23 protein-coding genes and 1 pseudogene are annotated in these 26,300 nt (G+C 49.7%); 18 read left to right on the top strand and 6 right to left on the bottom strand.

Features of this window, described 5'->3' with window-relative positions; all coding sequences use genetic code 11:
- The 5 genes and pseudogenes from B2633_RS04535 to B2633_RS04515 form a co-directional block, all read left to right on the top strand.
- Positions 1–375 (top strand): annotated as a pseudogene (locus B2633_RS04535) (hypothetical protein); the annotation flags it as partial.
- A 93-nt stretch (positions 376–468) separates the two neighbouring features.
- Positions 469–906 carry a Fur family transcriptional regulator gene (locus B2633_RS04530; RefSeq protein WP_483169439.1) on the top strand — a complete coding sequence of 146 codons (438 nt, stop codon included), beginning with the start codon at positions 469–471 and terminating at the stop codon, positions 904–906.
- Positions 903–1,808 (top strand): metal ABC transporter substrate-binding protein, encoded by a 906-nt coding sequence (locus tag B2633_RS04525; protein WP_483169438.1) that lies wholly within the window; start codon positions 903–905, stop codon positions 1,806–1,808. Before B2633_RS04530 ends, B2633_RS04525 begins: the two co-directional genes overlap by 4 nt.
- The gene (locus B2633_RS04520) at positions 1,808–2,572 is read left to right on the top strand and encodes a metal ABC transporter ATP-binding protein (protein ID WP_483169437.1); all 765 of its coding nucleotides are present in this window, start codon (positions 1,808–1,810) and stop codon (positions 2,570–2,572) included. Before B2633_RS04525 ends, B2633_RS04520 begins: the two co-directional genes overlap by 1 nt.
- A gap of 31 nt (positions 2,573–2,603) precedes the next feature.
- On the top strand, positions 2,604–3,443 hold the full coding sequence (locus B2633_RS04515) for a metal ABC transporter permease (RefSeq protein ID WP_483169435.1): 840 nt from the start codon (positions 2,604–2,606) through the stop codon (positions 3,441–3,443).
- Positions 3,444–3,661: 218 nt separating this feature from the next.
- Here B2633_RS04515 and B2633_RS04510 read toward each other — a convergent pair whose 3' ends face one another.
- A complete protein-coding gene (locus B2633_RS04510) occupies positions 3,662–4,321 on the bottom strand; it encodes a PIG-L deacetylase family protein (RefSeq protein ID WP_481039060.1) in 660 nt (219 codons plus the stop codon).
- Positions 4,322–4,851: 530 nt separating this feature from the next.
- On the opposite strand from B2633_RS04510, the gene larB reads away from it, so the two are divergent.
- The gene (gene larB, locus B2633_RS04505) at positions 4,852–5,634 is read left to right on the top strand and encodes a nickel pincer cofactor biosynthesis protein LarB (protein ID WP_483169434.1); all 783 of its coding nucleotides are present in this window, start codon (positions 4,852–4,854) and stop codon (positions 5,632–5,634) included.
- A gap of 2 nt (positions 5,635–5,636) precedes the next feature.
- A complete protein-coding gene (gene larC, locus B2633_RS04500) occupies positions 5,637–6,980 on the top strand; it encodes a nickel pincer cofactor biosynthesis protein LarC (RefSeq protein ID WP_483169433.1) in 1,344 nt (447 codons plus the stop codon).
- On the opposite strand, the gene B2633_RS04495 is transcribed toward larC, so the two are convergent.
- A complete protein-coding gene (locus B2633_RS04495; protein ID WP_483169431.1) occupies positions 6,977–7,204 on the bottom strand; it encodes a hypothetical protein in 228 nt (75 codons plus the stop codon). The two genes, larC and B2633_RS04495, sit on opposite strands and share 4 nt — an antisense overlap.
- Positions 7,205–7,505: 301 nt before the next feature.
- On the opposite strand from B2633_RS04495, the gene B2633_RS04490 reads away from it, so the two are divergent.
- The 10 genes from B2633_RS04490 (at position 7,506) to B2633_RS04445 (ending at position 18,855) form a co-directional block, all read left to right on the top strand.
- Complete coding sequence (locus B2633_RS04490; protein ID WP_483169430.1) at positions 7,506–8,573, top strand: HEAT repeat domain-containing protein; 1,068 nt, start codon at positions 7,506–7,508, stop codon at positions 8,571–8,573.
- 16 nt (positions 8,574–8,589) lie between these two features.
- Entirely contained in the window at positions 8,590–9,420 is an 831-nt protein-coding gene (locus tag B2633_RS04485; RefSeq protein WP_483169429.1) for a CheR family methyltransferase, read from the top strand.
- 62 nt (positions 9,421–9,482) lie between these two features.
- Entirely contained in the window at positions 9,483–9,857 is a 375-nt protein-coding gene (locus B2633_RS04480) for a response regulator (protein WP_481039073.1), read from the top strand.
- A gap of 17 nt (positions 9,858–9,874) precedes the next feature.
- Positions 9,875–12,622: a chemotaxis protein CheA gene (locus B2633_RS04475; protein ID WP_483169428.1), complete on the top strand. Its 2,748-nt coding sequence runs from the start codon at positions 9,875–9,877 to the stop codon at positions 12,620–12,622.
- 219 nt (positions 12,623–12,841) lie between these two features.
- Entirely contained in the window at positions 12,842–14,797 is a 1,956-nt protein-coding gene (locus B2633_RS04470; RefSeq protein ID WP_483169449.1) for a methyl-accepting chemotaxis protein, read from the top strand.
- A 39-nt stretch (positions 14,798–14,836) separates the two neighbouring features.
- Positions 14,837–16,387 carry a chemotaxis protein CheW gene (locus B2633_RS04465; protein ID WP_483169427.1) on the top strand — a complete coding sequence of 517 codons (1,551 nt, stop codon included), beginning with the start codon at positions 14,837–14,839 and terminating at the stop codon, positions 16,385–16,387.
- On the top strand, positions 16,384–17,433 hold the full coding sequence (locus B2633_RS04460; protein WP_483169426.1) for a protein-glutamate methylesterase/protein-glutamine glutaminase: 1,050 nt from the start codon (positions 16,384–16,386) through the stop codon (positions 17,431–17,433). Before B2633_RS04465 ends, B2633_RS04460 begins: the two co-directional genes overlap by 4 nt.
- An 80-nt stretch (positions 17,434–17,513) precedes the next feature.
- Positions 17,514–17,903: a response regulator gene (locus B2633_RS04455; protein WP_483169425.1), complete on the top strand. Its 390-nt coding sequence runs from the start codon at positions 17,514–17,516 to the stop codon at positions 17,901–17,903.
- Positions 17,904–17,913: 10 nt separating this feature from the next.
- Complete coding sequence (locus B2633_RS04450; RefSeq protein ID WP_483169423.1) at positions 17,914–18,390, top strand: chemotaxis protein CheX; 477 nt, start codon at positions 17,914–17,916, stop codon at positions 18,388–18,390.
- Positions 18,391–18,393: 3 nt separating this feature from the next.
- Positions 18,394–18,855: a chemotaxis protein CheX gene (locus B2633_RS04445; RefSeq protein WP_483169421.1), complete on the top strand. Its 462-nt coding sequence runs from the start codon at positions 18,394–18,396 to the stop codon at positions 18,853–18,855.
- On the opposite strand, the gene B2633_RS04440 is transcribed toward B2633_RS04445, so the two are convergent.
- Together B2633_RS04440 and B2633_RS04435 are read right to left on the bottom strand one after the other, a co-directional pair.
- Complete coding sequence (locus B2633_RS04440; RefSeq protein WP_483169419.1) at positions 18,852–20,288, bottom strand: sigma-54-dependent transcriptional regulator; 1,437 nt, start codon at positions 20,286–20,288, stop codon at positions 18,852–18,854. The genes B2633_RS04445 and B2633_RS04440 overlap by 4 nt on opposite strands.
- A gap of 85 nt (positions 20,289–20,373) precedes the next feature.
- Positions 20,374–21,513 (bottom strand): two-component system sensor histidine kinase NtrB, encoded by a 1,140-nt coding sequence (locus tag B2633_RS04435; protein ID WP_483169418.1) that lies wholly within the window; start codon positions 21,511–21,513, stop codon positions 20,374–20,376.
- A gap of 367 nt (positions 21,514–21,880) precedes the next feature.
- Here B2633_RS04435 and fusA point away from each other — a divergent pair, with 367 nt between their 5' ends.
- A complete protein-coding gene (gene fusA / locus B2633_RS04430) occupies positions 21,881–23,902 on the top strand; it encodes an elongation factor G (protein ID WP_483169416.1) in 2,022 nt (673 codons plus the stop codon).
- Positions 23,903–24,144: 242 nt separating this feature from the next.
- On the opposite strand, the gene B2633_RS04425 is transcribed toward fusA, so the two are convergent.
- A complete protein-coding gene (locus B2633_RS04425; protein ID WP_483169414.1) occupies positions 24,145–25,236 on the bottom strand; it encodes a VWA domain-containing protein in 1,092 nt (363 codons plus the stop codon).
- Between the two features lie 44 nt (positions 25,237–25,280).
- A complete protein-coding gene (locus B2633_RS04420) occupies positions 25,281–26,183 on the bottom strand; it encodes an AAA family ATPase (protein WP_483169412.1) in 903 nt (300 codons plus the stop codon).
- Positions 26,184–26,300: the final 117 nt, after the last annotated feature.

Here is a 26,300-nt window from a genome sequence, read left to right as displayed (position 1 = left end):
AAGGCCGAACCTGCCCTGGCCGCCGCTCTGACCGTGTGGCTGCACAGCTATCTGGGGATGGTTCCCGCAGCGGTTGAAATAATACCGGCTCATTTAGGCGACGATGCCGTCTTCCTGGAAAAATACCTGCGGGAGAACGGACTTGACAGTACTTTAGGGGCCTCTGTTGTGAAAAGCGGCGCTGATGTGGTCCTGGCCGACGGCAACACCCTGGCTCAAGCCCAGCTGCTTAAAGGCAAGCCTTGTGCCGGCATAGAAATAGCTTTGCCCTCACTGGGCTATCTCGATGTGGTCGAAAAATCCTTCCTGGGCGCTTCCGGCGCCATGCTGCTCCTGGAACAAATCCTCAATGGCCTGCGCTTTATTTACGGCTAGCCCCGCCTTTAGAATTTTTTAAGGTATAGACCTGTCCCCAAATAGGATATAATAAATGCAAATCATTCCTATTACTAAATGGGGGCAAATCATTTGGACGCACGCAATTGGGATCAAGCCATTAGAAAACTGGGCAAAAAGGCGACTCCGCAAAGAAAGGCCATTCTGACCGCACTGTCGCAGCAAGACAAGCCGGCCACAGTCGACGAAATCTTCATTGAGGTCAGGGAGCATCAAAAGACCAGTCTTTCCACGGTCTACCGCAACCTGGAACTGCTCTTTTCACAGGGGCTGATCAACAAGCAGGGGTTTCCAGGTGAAAAAGCCCGCTACAGCTTGAAAAGGGACACCCACGAGCACACTCTGGTGTGTATAGACTGCCGGAAAATAGTGGCTATTACCGGATGCCCCCTGGAATCCTATGCGGTTGAAATCGGTTTGCGCGAAAATTTTGTGGTCCTGGATCATCGCATGGAGATGTATGGTTATTGCCAGAAATGCAGCCAGATCAGAGGGAGGGTTTCAGATTGAAAAAGCTGGTGATCGGCCTGTTGATATTGGGCCTGTTATTATCTCTGGCCGGCTGCGGGGTCATCCCCTTGGCCTCGGAGAAGACCTCCGGACAGCCTCCGCAAAAAGCAGGGGTTCATATCGTCACCTCTTTTTACCCGCTCTATATCATGCTGCTCAATATCACAGCAGACGTCGAAGGGGTTACGGTCAGCAATCTAACTCGCAAAGAGACCGGCTGCCTGCACGACTATCAATTAAGCCCCGGCGATATGCAGAAACTGCAGGGGGCTGATATTCTGGTTATCAATGGGGCCGGGATGGAATCCTTTATGGATAAAGTGATGCGGCAGTATCCGCAAATACCTATAGTGGAAGCCAGCCAGGGCCTGGAATTCATCATGCATGACGGACACCCCAACCCCCATCTGTGGGTGAGCCTCAATGGGGCCAAAAAAGAGGTGGATAATATCAGCCGGCAGCTGGCATCTCTGGATCCCTCCAATCAGGAAGCATATGCCAGAAACAGTTCAACCTATATTGAAAAAATCAACCAGCTGCAGTCCGAAATGCACCGGGTTATCGACCCGGCTCCCCAACGCCAGATCGCCACTTTCCACGAAGCCTTCGCTTATTTTGCCAGTGAGTTCGACCTGCAGGTGGCGGCGGTGGTGGAAAGAGAACCGGGATCCGAACCCAGCGCCGGGGAACTGGCTGACATCATCGAAGAGATCAAGAATAAAAAAGTTGCGGCTGTTTTTACCGAACCACAGTATCCCACCACTGTCGCCGAAGCCATCGCCCGTGAAAGCGGGGTTGCAGTCTATGCCCTCGATCCTGCGGTCAGCGGCCCTGATGATAAGAATGCCTATCTTGACATCATGCAGCAAAACCTGGAGGTCTTGAGGGAGGCTTTATACTGATGAAGACAGTCGAACCACTGCAGCCATGCGGCTCAGCATGCGGGCTATGCGTGACCCAGATCAGCCATTTCAGCGTCAATATTCGCGGTAAATGCATTCTTGACGACATTAATCTGCAGATCCACTGCGGGCAGCTGACCGCTCTGATAGGGCCCAATGGAGCCGGCAAGTCGACCCTTTTTAAAGCTATCCTGGGAGAAATCCCCCATGAGGGCAAACTACAATTTCTCGACAGCGAGGGAAACCGCAGCGCCAAGCCCAGGATCGGCTATGTCCCCCAGCGGCTCAATTTTGATGTCAATTCACCCATAACCGTAGGCGATCTTTTTACAGCAGCTTTGGGACAGGTGCCGGTTTTTTTAGGCGGAAGTCGCCGCACCCTTCATAATGCCCGGCTGGCTTTATCCAGGGTCGAAGCTGAGCACCTCATAAACCGGCGCCTGGGGGCATTATCAGGGGGCGAACTGCAGCGCATCCTTTTGGCCCTGGCCCTGGAACCGGTTCCCGATCTGCTGCTCCTGGATGAGCCCATTTCCGGGGTGGATTTCAAAGGTATGCAGCGTTTCTACCGCATCGTCTCAGAATTACGGCAGCAATATGATCTGTCGGTAATCCTGGTCTCCCATGATTTAAATGCGGTGGCTGACTATGCAGACCGGGTGGTCTTATTAAACCGGGTCATTCTCTGTGACGGCACTCCGCAGGAAGTGATGAAGCATCCTCTTTTCGAAGCAACTCTGGGCAGACTGGAACATTTTATGTAAGTTGCGGCGTATAGAACGAAAGGACAGTGGGATGTACGAAAATATCAGCGCCTTAATCAGTTTACTGCCTTTTTCCTGGGCCCAATATGCCTTTATGCAAAACGCCCTCCTGGCAGTCCTGGCAGTGGTGCCTTTGTTCTCCTTGCTGGGGGCCATGGTGGTCAATAACCAGATGGCTTTTTTTTCGGATACTCTGGGGCATTCAGCCCTCACCGGCATCGCCATCGGGGTTATAGCCGGGGTGCAGAACCCCACCTGGTCCATGTTGATTTTCGCGGTTTTCATAGCCATGGTGGTCACTTTCATCAAAGAACGAACCGGCTCTTCCGCTGACACCATAATCGGAGCGGTGTCGGCCACAGCAGTGGCTCTGGGAATCGTTATTCTTTCCAAAGGGGGCGGTTTTGCCCGCTACAGCCGCTACCTGGTGGGCGACCTGCTCAGCATCACTCCCCAGGAAGTGTCGGCTTTAGGCCTGGTGCTCTTGGCTGTCCTGGTGTTGTGGTACATAATTTTCAATCAATTGTTGTTGCTCAGCATCAACCCCTCTCTGGCAGGCAGCCGAGGTTTCAAGGTCAAGCTGGTGGAAGCCTGCTTCGCCATCTCCCTGGCCCTGGTGGTCACCTTTACCATTCAGTGGATAGGCATTTTGATTATCAACGCCCTTTTAGTGCTGCCGGCCGCGGCGGCACGCAATATTGCAGCCGGAATGAGATCTTATCATCTCTGGGCCTTTTTAATCACCGCCGTATGCGGGGTTAGCGGCCTTATCCTCTCTTATTACTGGGATACCGCCACCGGGGCCACTATAGTGCTTCTGGCTGCTTTATGCTATATTTTCACCCTGATGATCCGCCAGCCGGGGCGATGATGAATTGCCGGGTTGGGGCAGTCATTTATTAATAAGGGCACACTTTTTGAAATGGCGGCTAGAGAGCAGTGGAAATCCGGGAATAAGTCTTCCTGATCCCGGCTGCAGATTGGAGGCGCCACTGTCCAGTTGCAGGAAGAAACATGCCGTTCACAGAAGGCTCCGCACCAAAAGATTAAATATGGAATTGGGGAAGATCTATACGCCCGTGCCGGCAATTATCTGCCTTTTCTGAGGATTTCGAAACACTCGCAGTACATCCCTTTACGGGTCATAACCCCGCGATAGCGGTTTAGTCCCTGAATAGCTTCATGGTAGTCACGGTTCTCAATCTGAGACTGGTGCATTGCCAGGGCTACTAATTTTCGCTGCATCTGTACGGTTATATCTTCAACATAGGTGATGTTCTGCAATGGAGTCCACACCTCATAGCAGAATACATCTTTTACCAGCCAGGGTTTGCCGGTTAAATCATGGAAGAACGGACTCCGGGCCCTTTCGATGGCTTCTAAAACAATCTCGTTGGTGGCGATATGATCCTTATGACCGTCATTTTTATGCGGCACATAAATTATGTCCGGCTGCTTTTCCCGAATCAGGTTGACTACCGGAATCAAGGTATCTTTGTTATAGCCCAAATAGCCGTCTTCATTGTGCAGAAATATCACTTCATTGGTTCCCAAGAGGGCAGACGCCTGCCGGGCCTCGGTCTCCCTGACCCGGGCCAATTCGGTTTTGGAATAACGGATGTTACCGGCTTCTCCCGAAGTCAAGTAAGCCACCGCTACCATGTGGCCCACTTCGGAGTGTTTTAAAATGCTGCCGCCGCATCCTATAACGTCATCATCGGGATGCGGAGAGAAGACCAGTACATTCATAATATGCCTCCCCGATCGTTTGCAGGCGGCCCCGTCAATGAAACTTATTTGTGCTCAGAAACTCGACTTTGGGTAACAGGATTAGAGAAATATCGGGTATTCCGCCGAAAGAGGCCGCAGAGAAGTGTTTTATTCCAACAATATATTATATTGTATGGATGCATCCTGTCAGGCAGAACTGCTAAATTGTGGTTTTTCCCCAAAATGCGCCGCAGTATTATTCACGATTGCATCTGGCTTTTGCCTGACCTGTTATGTGATAATATGAAGGACAAACAGGTGAAAAAAGTAATATTTTCAACAATACAGGTACAGGTTAGCGGGTTATGGATTCGAAAGCAGCCCTGATCGAAAAGCTTGATCGCTTGCAAGACATTATCCGGCAGCATCGGCGCGTCTTGGCGGCGTTTTCAGGCGGGGTTGACAACACTCTGTCGCTGGCGGCGCGTCACTGCTGGACAATGATACCATAAACAACATCTGAGAACGACCGATCTAACCCTGCAAACAAGGCTGGAAGGGGAACTAGCATGGATCATAACCATATTGCACAGGTGCTGGAGGAATACAGACAGGGCCGGATCGGATTGGATCACGCCCTGGATAAGCTGCGCCACCTGCCTTTTGAAGACCTGGGTTATGCCAAGATAGATCATCACCGGGTTCTGCGCCAGGGTCATCCTGAAATAATCTTTGCCGAAGGCAAATCGGCCTTGCAGCTGGAAGGCATAATCGATGCGCTGCGGCAGAAGGGCAGCAACATTTTGGCCACCCGCCTCAGCGCCGATAAATATCAGGCCCTGGCCGAACGATGGCCGGGAATGGAATATAACCCTCTGGCAAAGGTTCTGATCATTCGCCAAAACGAGGTCAAGCCAAGCCGGGGGGTAATCCTGGTGGCTACCGCAGGTACATCCGATATCGGGGTGGCCGAAGAGGCGGCTCTTACAGCCGAAATACTCGGTAATTCAGTAGATCGCCTGTATGATGTGGGTGTGGCCGGCATCCATCGGCTTCTGGCCCATCAGGCAAAGTTGGAACAGGCCAATGTTATAATTGCCGTGGCAGGAATGGAAGGCGCTTTGCCCAGCATAATCGCCGGTTTGACCGATAAACCGGTGCTGGCGGTCCCTACCAGTGTTGGCTATGGGGCCAGCTTTCAGGGATTGAGTGCGCTCTTATCCATGCTCAACAGCTGTTCCAGCGGGGTGGCGGTATTCAATATAGACAACGGCTTCGGGGCCGGCTACTTTGCCAGCCGCTTAAACCGGCAGATAGAAGCTTCCTCAGAACAAAAATCGAGGCGGGAATGAGTATGAGCAAAGTATTGTATTTTGACTGTTTTGCGGGGATATCGGGGGATATGACTCTGGGGGCTTTGTTGGATGCAGGGGCTGACCAGCAATACCTCCGCAGTGAACTGGCCAAGCTCAATATAGGCGGGTTCACCATTACTGCAAGCAAAAAAACCAGGCGGGGCATTGCCGGCACCGATGTTCAGGTAAAGCTGCCCGCCCGCTCCATGCATCCTGCCGACAAATCCTGCTGCAGCCAGGCGGATCATCACCATTGCCATGACAATGGCCACTCGCATATGCACAGCCACCCTGAACCCGGCATGTTTGACGAGCCGCTTCAGGATCCGGATAAAACCCGGCACGACCATAAGCTGCACCGCAACTTAAATGACATTGAAACCTTGATCCGGGCAAGTTCACTAAACGACAAGGTTAAAGCCACCAGCCTCAAGATATTCAACCGGCTGGCCCGGGCTGAAGCACAGGTCCATCTGCGCAAGATAACTGAAGTGCATTTTCACGAGGTCGGAGCGGTCGATTCTATTGTCGATATAGTAGGAACTGCCATATGTCTTGACTATTTGGGGATAGAAAAAATATGGTCATCGCCGCTGCATCTGGGCAGCGGCTTCCTGCAGTGCGCCCACGGCACCCTGCCGGTTGAAGCGCCTGCTACGATGGCTCTGTTAGAAGGCGTCCCGGTTTATTCCACCGGGATCAAACATGAACTGGTGACTCCGACCGGAGCGGCCATTATTACCTCCCTGGCAGAGGCTTTCCAGCCGATCCCGGAGCTGGTGATCAAGCGGGTAGGGTACGGGGTAGGGGACGGAGAAATCGAGATTCCCAACCTGTTGCGGGTCATCCTGGCAGAGCAGGCACCTTCATCAGCCTTGCTGCTCTTGGAGAGCAATATAGATAATATGAACCCCGAGTTCTATTCACACCTTTTCCCGCTGCTCCTGGAGCAGGGTGCGGTGGACGTTTACCTGACTCCAATCATTATGAAAAAAAACCGCCCCGGTATCATACTCAGCGTATTATGCCCGGCGCTCTCAGCCGATAAGCTGGAGGAGACCATTTTTGCGGAGACCACCACTCTGGGGGTCCGCAGGATGGCGGTAAACCGCCACTGCCTGCAGCGGGAAGTACGCCGGGTCAAAACCCGCTATGGAGAGGCTCAGGTTAAAGTGGCGATACGTGATGGCAGGATATTGAGGGCGTCTCCCGAATATGAAGATTGCAGCCGCATCGCCAAGGCAAAGCAGCTGCCTCTGCAGGAAGTCTACCGGGAGGTTAGCCGGGCAGCTGAACAGTCAATAATGGCTTTTACTCAGTTTACCCCGGAGGATCATGTCTAGCGCATTATGAAATATAGCACAACTGCGGTAAGGTATACGGCAACCACCGCAATATAAGTCCATTTGCGGATCTTTTCCAGCCGGGCTGTTTTCTTGATAGCCTTATCAATCCGGGCTTCATCCCGGCGCCTCTTCAGTTCCCGCTCCTCATCGCTTAACTCCCGCTGCCCCCTTTCCAGTTTTTCTTTTTCCCAGGCTTCTCTTTGTTCTGATGAGAGTGGCATGCTTTGTCCCCCCCATATAATTGCTTGAACAGCATAGCTACAACGAGCATCTGCTCTGTTTCTTATTGTAACCAATCACTCCAGCCCGACTCAAGTCGGTTCCAGCATTGTCAGCACTGCCTTAAAGATCCGAAAATACTACGGTTTTGTACAAATATCGTCCGAGAATCGAACAGGTACTCCCGAATATTATTTATATATAGGACTAATATATCGGTGTTTGTAGCAATTCCGCATTTTGGTATGAATATTGCTATATTTTATAGGAAAAGCAGTGAAATATGTTCAGGAGGTGTGTCCTTTGGTCAGTATCGAGCATTTAATAGATGATTTGCATAATGGGAATGAGAAAACACGAGCTTTTACCGCTGAGGATATCTGCTTTGATGAAATTCCCGGGGGTATAGAAGTGCTGATAAACAGGTTGATGGTAGAGGAATCCCGCTATGTGCGGGGAGTAATCGTTAATTGCCTGAAAAGGACTAAGGACCGGGATGTCGTAACAAAGACCATTCCATTATTGGCTAATCAAAGTGCGGTCATTCGCAATGCCGGTATCGAAATTCTGTCTGCTCAGGGAGAACTGGCCACCGAATTTATGAGAATGCTGTTAGACGACCCGGACAAAGACATTCGCAAATTCGCCCTGGATATTCTATTTCAGCTCAAGAGCATCAATAGTGCAGGTTTAATTGCGGAGGCTCTAAATGATGCGGATATCAATAATATCATTACTGCGGTTGAATATCTGGGCCAAATGGAAAATACCGGCTGTACCCACCGGGTCAATGAGCTCTTCAAACGGACTGACAACATATTGCTGCGATGCACTTGTCTTGAAGCCCTGGCCCTAATCGGCGACGATGAATCCTTTCACTATATCAATAAAATGTATCCCCGTTATGAGAATATCGGCTTTTTGGAGCAGTATTCCTTCTTAAAATTTGTTGCTCGCAAAGGGACGGATATACATCTGCCCTTAATAACCTCCTTAATGAAGGACAAGGGGCAGGTAATGCACAAGGAAATCATCAATGCCATCGAAGGTATATTACTGCGTAATCCCCGTGAAACTCTGCCTTTTGACTTATTAAAGGCTCTTTCAGACTACTTAAGGACTGACATTCCCGCTATCAACAGGTACGAGCTATTGGTGCTCTTGGGGCAGTATCGGAACCCTGAAATATTTCAGCTATTAATTGAGTATCTGGGCTGCCAGCAATCCCTAATATGTATGGGAGCAGTTGAAGGCCTGGGTTTATACGGCAGGCCTGAGGCTTTGCCGGCCTTAATCGAGCTTAAAGAAAAGGTAGGTGACCCAGACCTTTCAGAAACCATAGAAAAGACCATCGTCAAACTTAACCAGTAAAAACGAGGTGATATATTTGGAATTGCCTCTGGAATACTTCATCAAATTAAGAAACTTAATTTATGAACGTACCGGCATTAGCTATGAAGAAAATAAAATCTATTACATTAAGAAGCGTCTGCAACAGCGCATGCAAGCTGGGGAATTTACCCGGATAGAAGATTATATCAAGCACTTGAGACTGTTCGACCCTAAAGGCATAGAATTTCAGGAATTGATGAACCTTTTGACGGTTAATGAAACTTATTTCTTTCGGGAGTTTTCCCAGCTGCAGGTTTTTGCCGAGGCCTGTCTGGAGGAAACCACCCATGCAAAATGGAAAGCCGACGCCAGAACGATTAAGATTTTCTGCGCCGGCTGCTCCACGGGGGAGGAGCCTTATACACTGGGTATCATTCTTAAGGAGATGCTCGACAATTTTCCGGCCTGGAATGTGCTGATCAAAGCGGTAGACATCGACAAAAACGTACTCAGAGTTGCCCAACGGGGAGTATACGACCAGCGATCGATAAAAGATGTACCCCCTTCATATCTCAAAAGCTATTTTTCCGTGACTGCGGCAGGACAATATGCGATCGATGACAGCATCAAGGATATGGTGATCTATGAACACTTGAACCTTATGGACCGGCGGGCACTGCGCTGTGAAGAGAATTATGATTTTGTCTTTTGCCGTAATGTGCTTATATATTTCGATGATGTCTCCCGCAAGCAGGTAGTAGACAAATTCTACGGCATATTGCGCCAGGGCGGCTTTATTTTCCTGGGGCACGCCGAGTCCTTAAGCCGCATCAGTACCGCCTTCAGAATACGCCGTCTCAATGAACACATCGTTTATCAGCGGTAGACACAATGAAGGGAACAATTGCTGGAAATCCATTATGAGTTTTTTGGTTAGGGGTGAAATGGATGGGTGAGAAAGTTCTCATAGTCGATGACTCGGAAATGATACGTAATTTTCACAGCTATATTCTAAAAAGTATTGGTTTGGAAATCGTAACCGCCCTGGATGGGGCTGACGCACTGGAGAAAATCTACAGCAGTGATGGAGAACTGCTGATTTGTCTCACCGATATAAATATGCCCAATATGGATGGTTATACCCTGATCGAACGCCTGCGGGAAGACCCCCGCTATGAAGATCTGCCCATTATCATTGTATCCACCGAAGATGAGATGCAGGATAAGCAGCGGGGCTTTGAAGCAGGCGCCAATCTTTATATCGTAAAGCCTACCGATCCGGATCAGCTGATAGAAAATATCCGGATGCTCCTGGGTAAATAGAGAAGGGTGGTTTACATTTGAAATACACCTTTGAAGCGGATGACCTGGAATTATTGCAAGGCATTATTGAGGAATCCACCGAGCACCTGCATGGGATCGAAGAAGGCATACTGCGCCTTGAAAATGACTTTGCCTCTGATTTATTGGATTCAATATTCAGAGCGATGCATTCGGTAAAAGGTGTCGCGGGATTTTTGGATCTCAGTCCAATAAAAGATACCGCCCATGTTTTGGAATCCTTCCTGACCGATATGAAAAAAGGCCTTTATAGCAGCAATTCAGAAATTACCGATGCCTTACTGCGCGGTGTGGATATATTAAACGGCCTTATCCGTCAGTTGGGCAATCAAGTTAAAGAAGTTGAAGATGCTTCGATTAATCACGGCTTTGTGATTGAACTGGCCGAACTTGACTATGCAGCATTTATTCATGAAGTGGAAGATTTGCGCAAAAAGGAATTGGCCGGCGCCGAATCAAGCCTTAGCCTGGCTCAGAACGGCAGCTGTGCCGATGCTCCCATTAAGGTTCAGCTCTCACCCCTATATGAACAAATGATGGCGGACTTTATTGAAGAAACCATAGAGCACCTGGAAACCATCGAACAAAAATGCGTAGAAGCCGAGAAACACCCGGAAGACCCTGATATTCTCAATACGATTCTGAGGGGAGTTCACAGTATTAAAGGCGGGGCCGGGGTCATTGCCAGTATGCAGGATAAGGTGATCCCCTCTGACCCGACAATAGCGATTAAGACTTTAACCCACGCCGCTGAATCCCTGCTTCAGCAGCACCGCAACCGTTCCGGGCGGCTGTCCCCGGCAGTAGTTGATATCATTCTGGCTGTTGTAGACAAAATCACCGTACTCATTGCGGTTCTTAAAGGAAAAAAGATAGCAGGCTTTTCTGCTGAGAACCTTTTGCAACGCATAGAATCCTTATCTCAGGAAAAGCAGGAGGATGAAGAAAAACCGCCCGGAGAGGAAACCATTAAAAAACTGCCGCAACAACTGGCCGCTTTCATGAACATCAGCGATCAGGCCCTGGAATCCATGCTGGGCCTGATCAACACCATAAAACCAGGTGAGGTGATGAATGACAAGCGGACCAAACAGTATATCCGGGCACTCAAAAGCATCGCTTCAACGGCCCGTTACCTGGATTATGAAGCATTGTCAGTCGAAGTGGATAAGGCCCTCAAATTTCTGGACCGCTATACACCGGAAAAGGATACGGTTACGCAGGATCTGGTTCAATTTCTACACTACAATTATGAAACCGTCAAAAGCTTTATGACCTCAAAAATTGAAAGCATTCGTTTTCTGCTTGATAACGTACCTGCTGACTACAGCGAAAAAAAGATCGGCGAAATACTCATAGCAGAAAAAAAGTTGAATTCAGAACAACTGGATTGGGCTTTAACCCAGCAAAAGCGTCTGGGAACCATCCTGGTAGATGCGGGGGCGGTAAAAGAAAATGATCTGGAAATCGCCCTGGCCAAACAGGCGATAGCCCGGGAAAAAGAAAAACAGTCGGTTGAACAGGCCAAAAGCAGTGAGCTGGGCAGTCAGTCCATCCGGGTCAGCCAGGAAAAAATGGATCGCCTTATGAATATGATCGGAGAATTGCTGATATCGAAAAACCGTATCTTCCACCTGGCTGCAACGATTGGGCTGGACTATGATCTGCCGGGTCTGGCCCGGGAGGTCAAAGAGGTGGCGGCAGAACTGGCCAGAATATCAGACGAATTGCAGAATGCCATCATGTCTGCCCGCATGGTTCCGCTGCGGGCCCTTTTTCAGCGTTACCCCCGCACCATTCGGGATACTGCCCGAAAGACCGGCAAAGAGATTGACTTCATTATCGAAGGTGAAGATACCGAATTAGACAAGACAGTCATTGAAGCCATCAATGACCCTTTGGTACACATACTCCGTAATGCCGTTGATCACGGCATCGAGAACCCGCCGGAGCGTGAATCCAAAGGCAAGAGCCCTGCCGGTCAGATCCGGTTGACTGCGGGATACCAGGGCAATCATGTCTTGATCGAGATTGCCGACAATGGCCGGGGGCTTAATCCTGATGAAATCAAATTAAAAGCATTGAAAAAAGGCCTTATCACCACGCAGCAGATAGAGTGCATCAGCAGCGAGGAAGCGTTCCAATTGATATTCGCCCCTGGTTTCAGCACCCGGGAAGAGGTTAATGAGCTTTCCGGACGGGGGGTAGGAATGGATGTGGTGAAGACCAACATCGAAAAGGTGGGCGGGTCAGTTAATTTGAGCAGCAGCCTTGATCAGGGCACCCTGATCTCCTTAAAAATACCATTATCCATGTCAATCATACGCGGGCTCATGGTTGAAAGTTATGAAGAGCGTTTTGTCATTCCCCTGGACTCCATCGTAGAAACGGTAAAACTGACCGGAAGTGCGGTTCGAACTTTCAAAAACAATATGGCCGCTGATATAAGGGAGGAAATCATCCCGCTGGTCAGTTTGTATGACATCCTTCAATTCGGAAACAGCCTCGATGTCATAAAAGACTGTACCACCCGGGAAACGGTTTCCGTAGTGGTCATAAGCTGTGATGGTTATAAATTTGGGCTCATCGTCGATTTGTTCAAAAGCGAGCAGGAATTTGTAGTTAAAGCCCTGACTGAGGAACTGGCCGGCTTAAAGATATACACAGGCGCAACGATACTGGGTGACGGCAATGTGGTGTTAATCTTGAACCCGTCCTACTTGCTTCAGGCCTGGGCAGCAGTGTGATGCGGGCGGGACTCTTCATCCGGAAGGCATCCATAAGGCCGGGGCCGGAGAGCCCGGTGCAGATGTGGCCATCAGTATTGATTGCAACGGTGTTCTGAATATATCGGCTTTAGATATTTACCCTGGCAGGCGCAACCAGGTGGATATAACCGAACCATGTACGCCGGCGGGATATCGTCCGCCGTGGAAAATGTTAAGTACTCAAAAAGAGAAGGAGTGATGATTGTGGCTAAGAAATTGGAGAAGCCGTCAAGTATGGAGATCAGCGAAAAAACCGGCATCCCGGTAAAAAGGGACAGTGATGATGACATCGTCCGCAAGAGGGAGCAGGCGCGGAAAATGGCTCAGGAAAAAGCCAGAGCCCGCACCCTGGCCAAACAACAGGCCATGGCGGAAAGGATTGCAGCCGCGTCAGAACAATTGCTGGCCGGAATTGAAGAATCCAATGCGGCTGCCCAGGAATTCTCCCGCCTGATGGACCAACTGTCTTCCAACGGCCAGCAAGTGGGAAGCAGCAGTGAGGAAATGCGGGCAGCGGCAGTACAGGTTAACCGCTCCGCTGCAGAACTGGAAAAAAGCCTGGGTTTATTGACCAATAATGCCCAAAACGGTACCAATGCCGCCCGGGAATCGATTGCCGCCATGGAAAGCATGGGGAATCTGTTAAAAGAAGCCGCGGGCAAAAACGCCCAATCGGGTCAGCGCATCGGAGAATTGGAAGTCCAATCCCGCAAAATCGGCGACATCGTTCAGGCGGTGGTGATGATTGCCGACCAGACCAATCTGCTGGCCTTAAACGCCGCCATCGAAGCCGCCCGGGCTGGTGAACATGGGCGGGGATTCGCCGTGGTAGCCGATGAAGTCAGAAATCTGGCCGAAATATCCGAGCGTTCGGCCCGGGATATCCGCGGGGTGGTCGATGAGATCCGCAGCGGGGTAGAAGTTGTGGTTAAGGATATAAATATCGTTGTAGACGATTTTAACAGTATGCAATCCGACCTTGCGGAAACCAATCAGGGTTTTGAACGGATGGGCAAACTTTTCGGCCAATACGCGGACATGGTCTATCAGGACACCAGGCTTTCCAACGATTTGCAGCAGATGTCAAACGATTTTCTGGGGATAGCAGAATCTATCGCAACCGGCTCCGAGCAAATTCTGGCCGCGGCCGAACAGTCAAACAAAGCGGTGGTCGAACAAGGAAAAGCCATCAGCGAAGTAAACTCCGCCACGCAGGAACTGGCGGAGATGGCGGAAGAATTGAAAAACTCAACCAATATCAACAAATCGGCGGAAGAGGTGGCGGCAACCGCGGAAGAACTGTCAGCCAATATTGAAGAACTGAGCACATCAGCAACCCAGGTAGCCAGCGCCCTCATGCAAATGTCCGATGGAACCAAATCGATTCTGGCCGAGAGCGGCAAAGCGGCTGCCTTTGCCGAGACCTGCCAGGACAAGGTAAATGAACTGATAAAGCTGGCCGGGGAAGCAGGAGAAGTCAATCAAGAAATCGCCAAAATACTGGAGGATTCGCGGGCAGCGGCCCGGGATGTGTGGCAGCGCTTGCAGGAATGCATCAAATCCTACGATGCCACCAATAATGCCATTGAAGCCCTGCAGGATAAAATTCGCCGTATCGAAAAAATCGTTGATACCATCGAGAATGTATCCATTCAAACCAATATGCTGGCCGTGAACGGCTTTGTTGAAGCAGCCACCGCCGGTGAGCACGGGCGCGGTTTCTCAGTAGTGGCCGGAGACATCAGGAATCTGGCCAGCGAATCAGCGGAAAACGCGGATAAGATTAAAGATCTGGTCAGGGATATCCAGATCCAGATGACCAAGGTGGCCATGGAAATATCGCAATCAGAAATTGCTTCCCGTAAAGCGGACGAGCAAGCCGGTGTGGCCGCTCAAAGAAATGGGTTGGTGACTGCGGAGATTGAAGACATCGTCAGAAACCGGTTGGTGTTGAGGAAATGCATTGATGAGAGCCAGACGGCGATAGCGGAAGATGTCAAGGAATCCAGACGGGTGGCAGAGATTATCGCTGAGACGGAAAAACAGGTGGAAGAGGCTTCCCGTATAGCCCAGGAGCAGGCCAAAGCCATCAATGAGTTGGCCAATTCCATAGAAGAAATCGCATCCATTGCAGATGAAATGCAAATCGGTTGATTTGAGGAGAATGAAATTTAATCGAGGAGGGATTTTTAAATGAGTGCGGACAATTTATTCTCCTCCGACGAAATGCAACTGGTTACCTTCACTCTGGGACAGGAGAACTTCGGTATCGATATTATGAACGTACAGGAAATTATCAGAATACCTTCAATAACCATGGTGCCTCAGGCTCCCCCCTATGTAGAGGGGGTAACCAACCTGCGGGGAGAGATCCTGCCGGTGCTGGATACCAGGGTAAAATTCGGTATGGAAAGGACGGCCCGTGATGTCTCCAGCCGGGTCATTGTGGTGGATGTGAGGGGGAAAAAAGCCGGTTTAAGTGTGGATGCGGTATCTGAAGTACTGCGGGTGGAGAGCGGATGCATAGAGGCCACCCCAACCGCGGTTTCAGGGGCAGACGCCGGGCAGGTATCCGGCGTGGTCAGGGTTAATGACGGGAAAAGACTGGTCATGATACTGGAAGCCGGAAATCTATGCAGTATGGATGCGGCTGTAAATAATGAAACCAATGCTGTAAAAACCGGAAACGCCGGCAGTAAAGGCAGCCTGGAGAAAAAACTGGAAGAAGTTCAGCTGGTGTCATTTCTGCTGGGATCGGAGGAATTCGCCCTGGAAATTGAGAGCGTAAGGGAGATCATCCGCTATCCGAACATCGTAAAAGTGCCGAATATGCCAGTCTATGTAAAAGGGGTCATATCCCTGCGGGATAACCTGATGCCGATCATAGATATGCGTGTCAAGCTCAATACCGGTCATGATGACATCACCGACAGTACCCGGGTGATCGTAGTCGATGTAGACAATGCCAGTATTGGGCTGGTGGTAGACCGGGTATATGAAGTGACCCGTATTCCGAAAGATACCATTTTTGCTCCCCCCCAGGCCCTTAGCAATGAGAATGGCGACCGCTTGCAGGGCATCGCCCGGGTCGAGGGGGGCAAACGCATCATTATGCTTTTAGAGCCCAGGGATATCATCATCAGGGAAGAACTAAAAGATATCGGTGCGCTGGAAAATACAGAAGTCACTATGGTGGAAGAAGAAGAGGGACTTGTAAATGGCTTGGAAGAGGAACAGATGGTGGTCTTTAAGCTGGCGGATGAACAGTATGGCGTGCGCATAACCCAGGTACAGGAGATTAACCGTTTATCCAAAATAACCAAGGTGCCTCGCGCCCCCCGCTTCGTCGAAGGGATTATCAATCTGCGCGGAGATGTTATACCAGTCATTGATTTGCGCAAGCGTTTCGAAATTGAGTATAAAAACTACACTGAATTTACCCGGGTGATCGTAAGCGATATTAATAATAAAAAGGTCGGCATCATTGTTGATGAAGTCTTGGAGGTTCTACGCATCTCCAGAAATCTTATGGAAGATGCTCCGGATATACTCAGCAACCAGCATTTGCAGAGTTTCATGGACGGTATCGCCAACCTGGAAAACCGGATGATTATGATGCTTAATCTGGATAACATTTTGGTGGAGAAAGAATGGCAGAAGCTTCAGGATCTGGACCGCACCGGAAAAGCCAGCCCGTCCAGGGCCGGTAAACCTAAAAAAACAGGGCAGGGGCGAGAAGCTTGATAAGAGTACTGATAGCTGATGATTCTGCGTTAATGCGCAAAACCCTAAAGAGAATACTGGAAAACGATGCCGAGATCGAGGTAGTGGCCGCTGCCCGGGATGGCAATGATGTAGTGGAAAAAGCCCGGGAATACAGGCCCGATGTGATTACCATGGACGTGAACATGCCGGGGCAGGATGGGATAACTGCCCTGCAATACATCGTTCATGAAAAAATCTGTCCGGTCATCATGGTATCATCTCTTACTCAGGAAGGCGCAGCAACAACCTTTGAGGCTCTGGAACTGGGGGCATTCGATTTTATCGGCAAACCGGGGGGGACTGTTTCCAGCAACATGGACAACGTGGCTGGTGAGCTTTTAAAAAAAATCAGGCTGGCTGCCAGTATCAAGCAAAATGGTAGAGCTGCCGATCAATTGTTCCGCAGCCGGAAAAAGCCGGAATTAAAGCTTAAAGCCCCCCCTACCAGTAAAATGCATAAAGCCGTAGCCATGGGGATTTCTACCGGAGGCCCCAAGGTGATCTATGAGGTTCTGCCCCTGCTTCCCCCCGACCTAAATGCTTCCTTATTCCTGGTGCAGCATATGCCGGTTAACTTTACCGCCACCTTTGTCAGGAGGCTTAACGAATCCTGTCAGCTGGAAGTGGTGGAAGCTCAGGCAGGCATGAAGGTGGAAAAAGGCGCACTTTATGTGGGCAGCGGGGGTCGGCATCTTAATCTGGTCAAAAATTCGGGTGGTGATGTCTTGATAAGACTCGCCAGCAAACCTGATCATTTGTTTATGCCCTCTGTGAGCATCATGATGGATTCAGTATTAGGTGTTTACGGTTCCAGAACTGTAGGGGTGATCATGACCGGAATGGGAAGCGATGGAGCAGACTCTATGGTAAATATCCGTAAAGCAGGTGGAATAACCATTGCCGAGTCGGAAGAAAGCGCTATTGTTTTCGGCATGCCGGGTGAGACCATTAAACGCGGAGGCGCGGAAATAGTAGCGCCTATATGGGATATTGCCGGGGAGATCGTTAAGGCAGTTAATCGCTGATACGGATAGGTTTGGAGCAATGTTGATTGCCATTCACTAATTAAACCGATTTATAACCATTCAGAGTAGGGGGATTGATCATGAAAGGTTTGCGTAAAGATGGGCGTGCCATCAGGGTGATGGCAGTAGATGATTCTCCGGTAACCCGCAAGATGATTAAGAAGGCATTAGTGCCGGAGGGATTTGAAATTGTCGGGGAAGCGGGAAACGGAAGGGATGCGGTGGAACTCTGCGAGAAGATTGATCCTGATATTATTACCATGGATGTTACCATGCCAATCATGGATGGCCTGGAAGCGGCATTAATTATCAAGCAAAAAAATCCCCGGCAAAAAATCATTATGCTTAGCGCCATGAGTGACCAGAATATTGTTGAGGAAGCTATGTCACGGGGTATAAACCATTTCTGCTCCAAACCATTTACAGCTGGAGATATGGTTGCCAAAATCATGCAGGTAATAAGCGAATAGAGGTGAAAGAGTGGATCTTGCTCAGACAATTGCACCATTTGTTAGAGCCAGTAATCATGTTTTTAAGCAATTGCTGGATCTAAATATTAATAAAGGCCAGGCCGAACCGGAAGGGGACAACTTCGTCTCGCAGGGTTTTACCGTTATGGTAGGTTTGACCGGAGGATGGCAGGGCTGGTTTTTCCTGGATATGAGCCAAGATACAGCCATAAAACTAGCCGGCCTCATGACCGGAGAAGCGTATGATAATGTGGATAATGAGGAAGTGTTGCTGGCAGGCGCCGAGATTGCCAACATCATCAGCGGCAATGCCCTCACCGATATCAACAACCTCAACTCCGGTGTCAGCATTCGTCTGACCCCTCCCAGCGTCTTTGCCGGCGAGGGTATGAGTATGTTTAACGTCAAGCTGAACGCCTATTCCGTTCTATTACAGACTGATGCCGGGAACATCAAAATAAATGTGGTAATGAAGGAGGCGAAATAGCTGATGGACGTCAAGTATGTAAACGCCTTTATTGCCGGTTTGATAGAAGTATCGGGAATGTTGGGTATAAACAGCCTGGCCCGGACTGGATTAAATAAGCGGGATCATCTCAAGACCGAAAATGACGTTAATATCATATTAGGCCTGGTGGGGGATTTGAAGGGAAATGTAGTACTATCCATGCAAGAGACTACCGCCATGAAAGTAGCCTCCAAAATGATGGGCGGCATGCCGGTTACAGAATTTGATGTAATGCCCAAAAGCGCACTTTGCGAACTATCCAATATGGCTAATGGCAGAAGCGCCAGCGAACTGGAGAAAATTGGTGTCATGACCAGCATTACCCCGCCAACGCTAATTCATGGCCGTAACATGATATCACTGATCAGCCAGGTAGAAACCGTGGTAGTCCAATTTTCTGCCCAAGAAGGCGGGTTGGAATTAAATATTGCCATCGAGGATTAATTCTTTCTATCGGCCAAAAACTGTAGACGATAGTAAAGCGTGCTGCGCGCTATACCTAGATAGCGGGCAGTAGCTGTTTTGTTGCCGTTATGTAGTTTAAGAGCCCGTAATATGATTTCATCGGAAAGCCTATGCAGGGGCATGGCATCTATAGGCAGAAAAAAGTTATCAGAAAGCATGGGCTTCTCCAGGCTATTTTCACAACTATCCTGGGGATGGTTTAAACCCAGGCGGATCAGGTGGCTAGGCCTTATCTGGATATCATCATACATCAAGACTGTCCATTCCATGACATTGTGCAGTTCCCTAATATTACCGGGCCAATGATAGTTTTTCAAGATATGGGCGGCCTCGGGGGCTATTTCCCTAAAGCGCCGCCCTGCCGATTCTGATATTTCGGCCATGAAGAGCCTGGCCAGAGGCAGTATAGCTTCCCGCCGTCTCCGCAAAGGCGGCACAAACACATGGCCGGTGTTCAATCGAAAAAAGAGGTCTTGCCGGAAAGAACCGTTGGCGACCAGATCTTTGAGATTTTGGTTGCTGGCACAAATAATTCTTACATCCGTCTTTACCAGTGACAGTCCACCCAACCGGTAAAACTCTTTTTCCTGAATAACCCTTAACAGCTTGGCCTGCTGCTCCAGGGGCAATTCGGATATTTCGTCCAAAAACAAAGTGCCCCCCTGGGCCATATCCAGTTTGCCCTGCTTCCCCCGCGGAAGCCCGCCTGAAAAGGTACCCGGTTCGTAGCCAAAAAGCTCGCTTTCAAAAATATGAACGGAAAGGGCGGCACAGTTCAGGGCTATAAACGGAAGATCCTGGGCCTTGTCACCGTAATGAATATAGCGGGCTATCAGTTCTTTACCCGTTCCGGTTTCACCCTCGATCAGAACCGGAATGGATCGGTTATGATGAAGCTTCAGTGCCAGGACAATGATATCTTTCATGCTTTTAGAGTAGATACCCACAGTATTCCCGGAAAAGGAGGGGGGATAAACTGGTGCATAACGATTTTGGCTGCCTTTGTTAACGGGTGATAAATCCTCGCCGCTATTAGCGTTTATCTCTCTTTGATGTCTTGCAACTCTCTCAGTGGTTCTGACCAGTTCCTCAACATCCAGGGGTTTCAACAGATAATCAAAGGCACCCGAGCGAATCGCGGCAATACTGCTATCCATATCAGCAAAAGCGGTAAAGAGAACCTTATCCATATGCTTGGCTTCAGGCATTGAGGAAAGCTGTTCCAATAAATCCAATCCCGACATTTCAGGCATGCGATTATCGGTAAGCAGCATATTGAATGGTTGGCTCTCGATCAGATGAAGCGCTTCTTCTCCGCTGCCGGCTTCGACCACGTTATGTCCCATTTTGCGCAGGAAATTTGCTGTATGTAAGCGGCTGAGCGCTTCATCATCAACGATGAGGATGTCCATACTTGCTACCCCCACGGTCTATTAATAGCATTTCTAGTCACTTATTTAGAATCAATGCGGATGGCTCAGCCTATTATTGCCGATTTTATAAAAAAGCAGGTAATTTTATGGTAAAGGTTGCACCCCTATCTTCGTTGTTGCTTGCAGCAACCTTGCCGCCCATACGGGTTATTACATTATGAACAACCGACAAGCCTAGCCCCATTCCCTGGTGGGGGGCTTTGGTGGTCACAAAAGGCTCGAAGATGCAGTCCAGAATGCGTTCATCTATGCCAATGCCATTATCGATGATTTGCATGACCACATATCTTTCTTCTAAAAAGGTGCGGCAGATTAGTTCCTTTTTGTTATGTTCTACTTGATCCAGGGCCTGCATGGCGTTGGTTAACAGATTTATCAGAACTGCATCCAAGCGGTTCAGGTTCGCGTTGATCGCAGGAAGATTTTCCGTCAGTTCTGATATACACTTAATTCCGCGGGCTGACAATTGCTGGCTTAAAATTTTCATAATTCGAGCAATGCTGCCGTTTATGTTGCACTCCTCAAATTCCGGCTCTCTGCTCAGGGTAGCAAAGGAACGCATATGGCGAATAATTTCTTCAATGCGGCCTATTTCTCTTGCGGCTTCGCCCAGTTTTTCATACAATTCTTCCGTGCCAGCACAGTTTGAATCATCACGCCAATACAGCAAGCCAAGAATGATCATTTTTATTGAATTTAATGGCTGGGTTATCTCGTGCACCATGCCTGCTGACATGGCGCTTAGCGAAGCTGATTTCTGTATAGCCGCACTGAGCTCCTGCAGGCGCAGCTGCTCCTGTTTAAACTTTTCTTCCCCTGTTATATCCGTAAATATAGCAACACTATGTTCTAAAAACCCTGCTTCATTATGGAGGGAATTGACAGCCAGCTGGCAGTAAAAAGCGCTGCCATCTTTACGCTGAACCTGAACATTACCCCGCCATTTGCCAGTTTTAATCAGGCTTTCTTCAACTTCTACAAGTTGTTCATCAGTAAGTTGAGCCAGCTTTAAATTGGAAAATTTTCTCCCCACAACTTCATCATAGTTGTAACCCGTCAAAGAGGTAAAAGCATGATTTACCCAGTTGATTTGTCCTGATGAAAACGATATAATCCCTTCAGATATGACATCCATCAGCCGCAGGACAGTATTTAGCCTTAATTTTGTCTTTAAATGATTTGAAAACACTTCGAGTTCTCCCATATAACCATCTTTATAAATGTTTAATCAGCCCGTTGGCTAACCACCACTAGTCCTAAGACTAACATCATATCAATATTCTACCAGCGTAAGACTTTTCCTCTAATTTTATTTAATTTTTATTATTATGTAATTTATTGTTAAACACTGTATATTACTGTAAAGTATTCCCTTATAATTTTGCTGAGATGAAAATCTTATCTGAACAATGGTCGGTAACTTAAAATATTTGACAACCGCTATTTATGCAAATATAATTAATATTCGGGTGCATAAACATGTTTTTTATCCGGTAAACTAAGTTGCACAATTTCGGCATCACTTTGTGTAATGCCGTTAATTTTTTTCTTTGAAGGAGAGTTTTGGCTCAATGTTAGAAAATCTTAGAAACATCGGCATCATCGCTCATATAGATGCCGGTAAGACAACGACTACTGAAAGAATTTTATACTATACTGGTTTGACTCATAAAATGGGTGAGACTCATAATGGCGAGAGTGTGATGGATTACCTGCCTTCAGAAAAAGAACGCGGTATCACGGTCACTTCCGCCGCAGTGCGCTGTTTATGGAAAGACTGTTCTGTAAACATAATCGACACACCCGGGCACGTGGATTTCACCGCCGAGGTGGAGAGAAGCCTGCGCATTCTGGATGGCGCTGTGGTGTTATTCTGTGCCAAAGGCGGGGTGGAGCCGCAGTCTGAAACCGTATGGAGACAGGCTGACAAGTATAAGGTGCCGCGCATTGCCTATATCAATAAAATGGATGCCATCGGGGCTGATTTCTGCCGGGTGGTGGATCAGATTAAACAGCGTCTGGGAGCCAACCCTCTGGTCATCAATCTGCCCGTCGTCCAGAACGACGCCTTTACAGGGGTCATCGACCTTATCGAGATGCGCTATTATACTTTTGGCGGCCTCAGCGGCGATCAGATCGAATGCCGGGAAATCCCCCGGGACAGCCTGGAATTTGCGCTTTACTGGCAGACTCAGATGTTAGAGAGCCTGGCCGAGACTGATGAAACCCTTCTCGATCTGTACGTGGCCAGTGAAGTTATGCCAGTGGATTTACTGCTTCAAGTTATCCGGCGGAATACCATTGCCGGTGAAATGGTGCCGGTGTTATGCGGAAGTTCATACCGCAATATCGGAGTGCAGAAACTACTGGATGCGGTAGTGGATTTTCTGCCCTCGCCGTTGGATGTTCCCCCGGTGCAGGCCATCTGCCAGGAGAACGAGTCTGAAATGCAAGTACTTCCCGATGCCCAAGGCGAACTGGCCGCCCTGGTGTTCAAGATCGTCACCGACCGCCATGTCGGCAAGTTAGCCTTCGCCCGGGTCTATTCGGGCAGCATAGAGGCAGGCAGCTATGTGCACAACAGCAGCCGTGGCTGCAAAGAGCGGGTGGGACGCCTGGTGCGCATGCATGCCAACCACCGCGAAGAGATCGACCGGGTCGAAGCCGGTGATATCGTGGCATTTATCGGCCTGAAAGACGTCAACACCGGCGACACTCTGTGCCGTGAAGGGCGGGAATTTCTGCTGGAATCCATCGAATTTCCGGAACCGGTTATACAGATCGCCATTGAACCCAAGAACCAGAGCGACCAGAACCGGATTATGGAGGCATTGATGAGAATCGCGGCCGAGGATCCGACCTTCAGGCTTTCCTATAACAAGGAAACCGGGCAGACCTTGATAGCCGGCATGGGGGAACTGCACCTGGAGATCGTCGCTGAGCGCTTATCCCGGGAGTTCAAAGTCAACTTCAATACCGGCAAGCCCGAGGTGGCTTATAAAGAGACTATTACCAAAGCGGCTGAACAGACCACCCGCTATGTCAAACAGACCGGCGGCAAAGGCCAGTATGCCCATATCGTACTGCGTCTGGAACCTGCCGAAGGTTTCGAATTCGTCAATAAAATCGTAGGGGGCGCCATACCCCGCGAGTATATACCGGCGGTGGAAGCCGGCATCAAGCAGGCCCTGGAAGAAGGAGTCCTCAAAGGCTATCCGGTGGTCAACGTCAAAGCCACCTTGCTGGATGGTTCTTTTCATGAAGTGGATTCCTCAGAAATGGCTTTTAGAACCGCGGCTATGATCGCCACCCGGGATTGTATGCGCAAAGCCGGCCCGCAGCTGCTGGAGCCGATCATGCGTTTAGAGATTACTGCTCCGGAGGAATTTACCGGCAATATTATCAGCAATATCAGCAATCGCCGGGGGCGCTTGCAGTCTATGGACACGGTGAACAATACCCAGATCATCCGGGGTTGCGTTCCTCTGGCGGAGATGTTCGGTTATTCCACCACCTTGCGCTCCCTGACCCAGGGGCGGGCCGGTTTTTCCATGGAGTTCTCCCATTACGAAGACTTCCATATAGCTTCCTGAGCATCAAATCAATAAAAAGCCAAAACAGAGGAGCGAGCGACGGAAGCGAAGAGCAAGGCGCGCAATAGGCCCGAGATTGAGGCGTACAAATAGTACGTTGATTGAGCGAACCTATTGCGCAACGCAGTTATTTGCTTTTGTCGACGGTCTGAGGAGCGGATCAATCCGCTCCTTTCTATATGTCAAGTTCTGGGATCTGAGGACGGTCTGCTCTAAATTAATCCCTGCCTGTTGTCCTGCTATCACAATTTCCCTATAGCCTCCTGCAGCGAGTTCAAAGTAGGACAGGAAAAAGCGGCCTGGCAGTACCTGGCGTAGACCAGCATGCGACTGTCGCCCTGTCCCCAGTTGCTTTCAGGTTCGGGATTAAACCAGTATATTTTTCTGGCCAGGGCCTTGATCTGCTGCAGGGCTTGAATCTCATCATTAAACCAGTTATTGCGTGCATCCCCAAATATCAGAACAGTGGTCTTGTGATTCAGGGCGCCGCTGTAGCGTTTGATGAAACTGGTAAAAGTGTTGCCGTAATTAGTGTATCCGCGGCTGGAAATCACCCGCGCCTTTCTCAAGACGGTGGTTCTAAGGGTAAGGGGATCCCCGCTGTTCAGCCAGGGGGTAATTTCGTCCACTTCCTCTATAAAGCCGAAGGAGCGCAGCTGACGCATGAAACGCTGCATGGAAGCCAGCATGGCCAGGGCAAAACAGCTGAAGGTCATCACCGAACCTGAAACATCGCATATGGCAACGATGACCGGTTTTTCCCGGCGCCGCCTGACCGTCATAATATTGAGCGGCAGTCCGCCGCTGCTCATGCTCTTACGCATAGTGCTGCGATAGTTGATCATTGAGTTGTCATCACGGCGGTTCTTTTTAATCATTTTAGCGGCTAACCGGCGTGAGATCAGGGGAAACAAGGCTTCCATCTTCTGCACCTGTTCCAGGCTGGCCAGGCTCAGGGTCTCATCGAGAGGGTTGCGCAGCGACTGGGACAGACCGCCGCGCAGTGAAGCCATACCCTGTATGGGCAGGGCGTCGGGAGCCATCGCAGCGGCTTCGCCCCGGGGCATGGCGGCAAAAGAAGCCGGTAAATCACGCTTGCCGGCTGCCATCGCCAAGCCGGAAGCAAAATAGCGGTAATAGACGCTGTTGAAGGCGGTCTCGTAGCTGTAGTCTTTGATCAGGGTGCTGTACAAGGTGGTATAGAAGTAATCCGGGTTTAACCAGTCTATGAGCAGCAGGGCCTGACAGCAGTCCCTGGTCTGGCTGGTGGTCACCGGGATGCCTTCACGCCTCAGATCTTCAAAAAAACCCTGCAAGTATTGCAGAAAGTTCATAATATACCTCCCGGCTTTTGATTGCCAATCGCGGCAAGGCGTCTTTACCAGGCACGGTTGTCGACGGGGCGGGGCTGAAAACTGAGGTCATTGCGAGCATAGATCATGCCCTCCAGTTTTTCCAGGTCCTCGCGGTGTTTGACCAAGACGTTCAAGGTCTGCAGGGTAACAGCCTCATTCAGGTCATCGAGGCCCAGCTGTATGATGGCCATGGCCCAGTCGATGGTTTCCGCGATACTGGGGGCCTTTTTCAGATCCACCTGGCGGATGCGGTGGGCTACAGTGGCGATCTTTCCGGCTAGATGATCGGTCAAACCCGGCACCTTGAGGCGCAGTATCTGTTCCTCCAGGGCCAGGGTGGGGAAGTTCAGATGCAGATAAAGACAGCGTCTTTTTAAGGCCTCTGACAGTTCGCGGGTGGCGTTGGAAGTGAGAAAAACATAAGGGATGTGGGCGGCTTTGACCGTCCCCAATTCAGGTATGGACATTTGGAATTCAGACAGTAATTCCAGGAGCATGGCCTCGAACTCAAAATCCACCTTGTCGATCTCGTCGATGAGCAAGACCGAAGGCAGGCTGGAGCTGATGGCCTGCAAAAGAGGCCTGCGCAAGAGATATTGTTCGGAAAAGATATCCTGCTCGACCTCCCGGGGATCGATATTTTGATTGCCGACCGCCTGAATGTGCAGCAATTGACGTTTATAGTTCCATTCATAGAGGGCTTTGGACTCGTCGATGCCCTCATAGCACTGCAGTCTGACCAGAGGCAGATTTTTCATCGCGCTGAATGCCTGGGCGACGCCGGTTTTGCCGACTCCGGCCGGGCCCTCCACCAGGATCGGTTTGTGCAGGGCTTCGGACAGGTAGAGTACCGTAGCGGTGCGGTCATCACAAATATAACCCGCCTTAAACATGCCTTCTTTAAGATTGTCGATCTTGTCCTGCAAATCAATTCCCCCTCCTTATTAGCCGCTTATTGATATCTAGCCCAGCGGACAACAAAAACTCCTTATCGGCAACAGCACGGCTTCTTTAATTATGCCGGGCCTTCATTTTGAAATTGT

It is taken from the genome of Syntrophomonas sp. UBA1041 (assembly GCF_002316705.1).
Taxonomy (GTDB): domain Bacteria; phylum Bacillota; class Syntrophomonadia; order Syntrophomonadales; family Syntrophomonadaceae; genus DTU019.
Note: the sequence above shows the minus strand (reverse complement) of the source record. Positions and strands in the feature narration are given on the sequence as shown.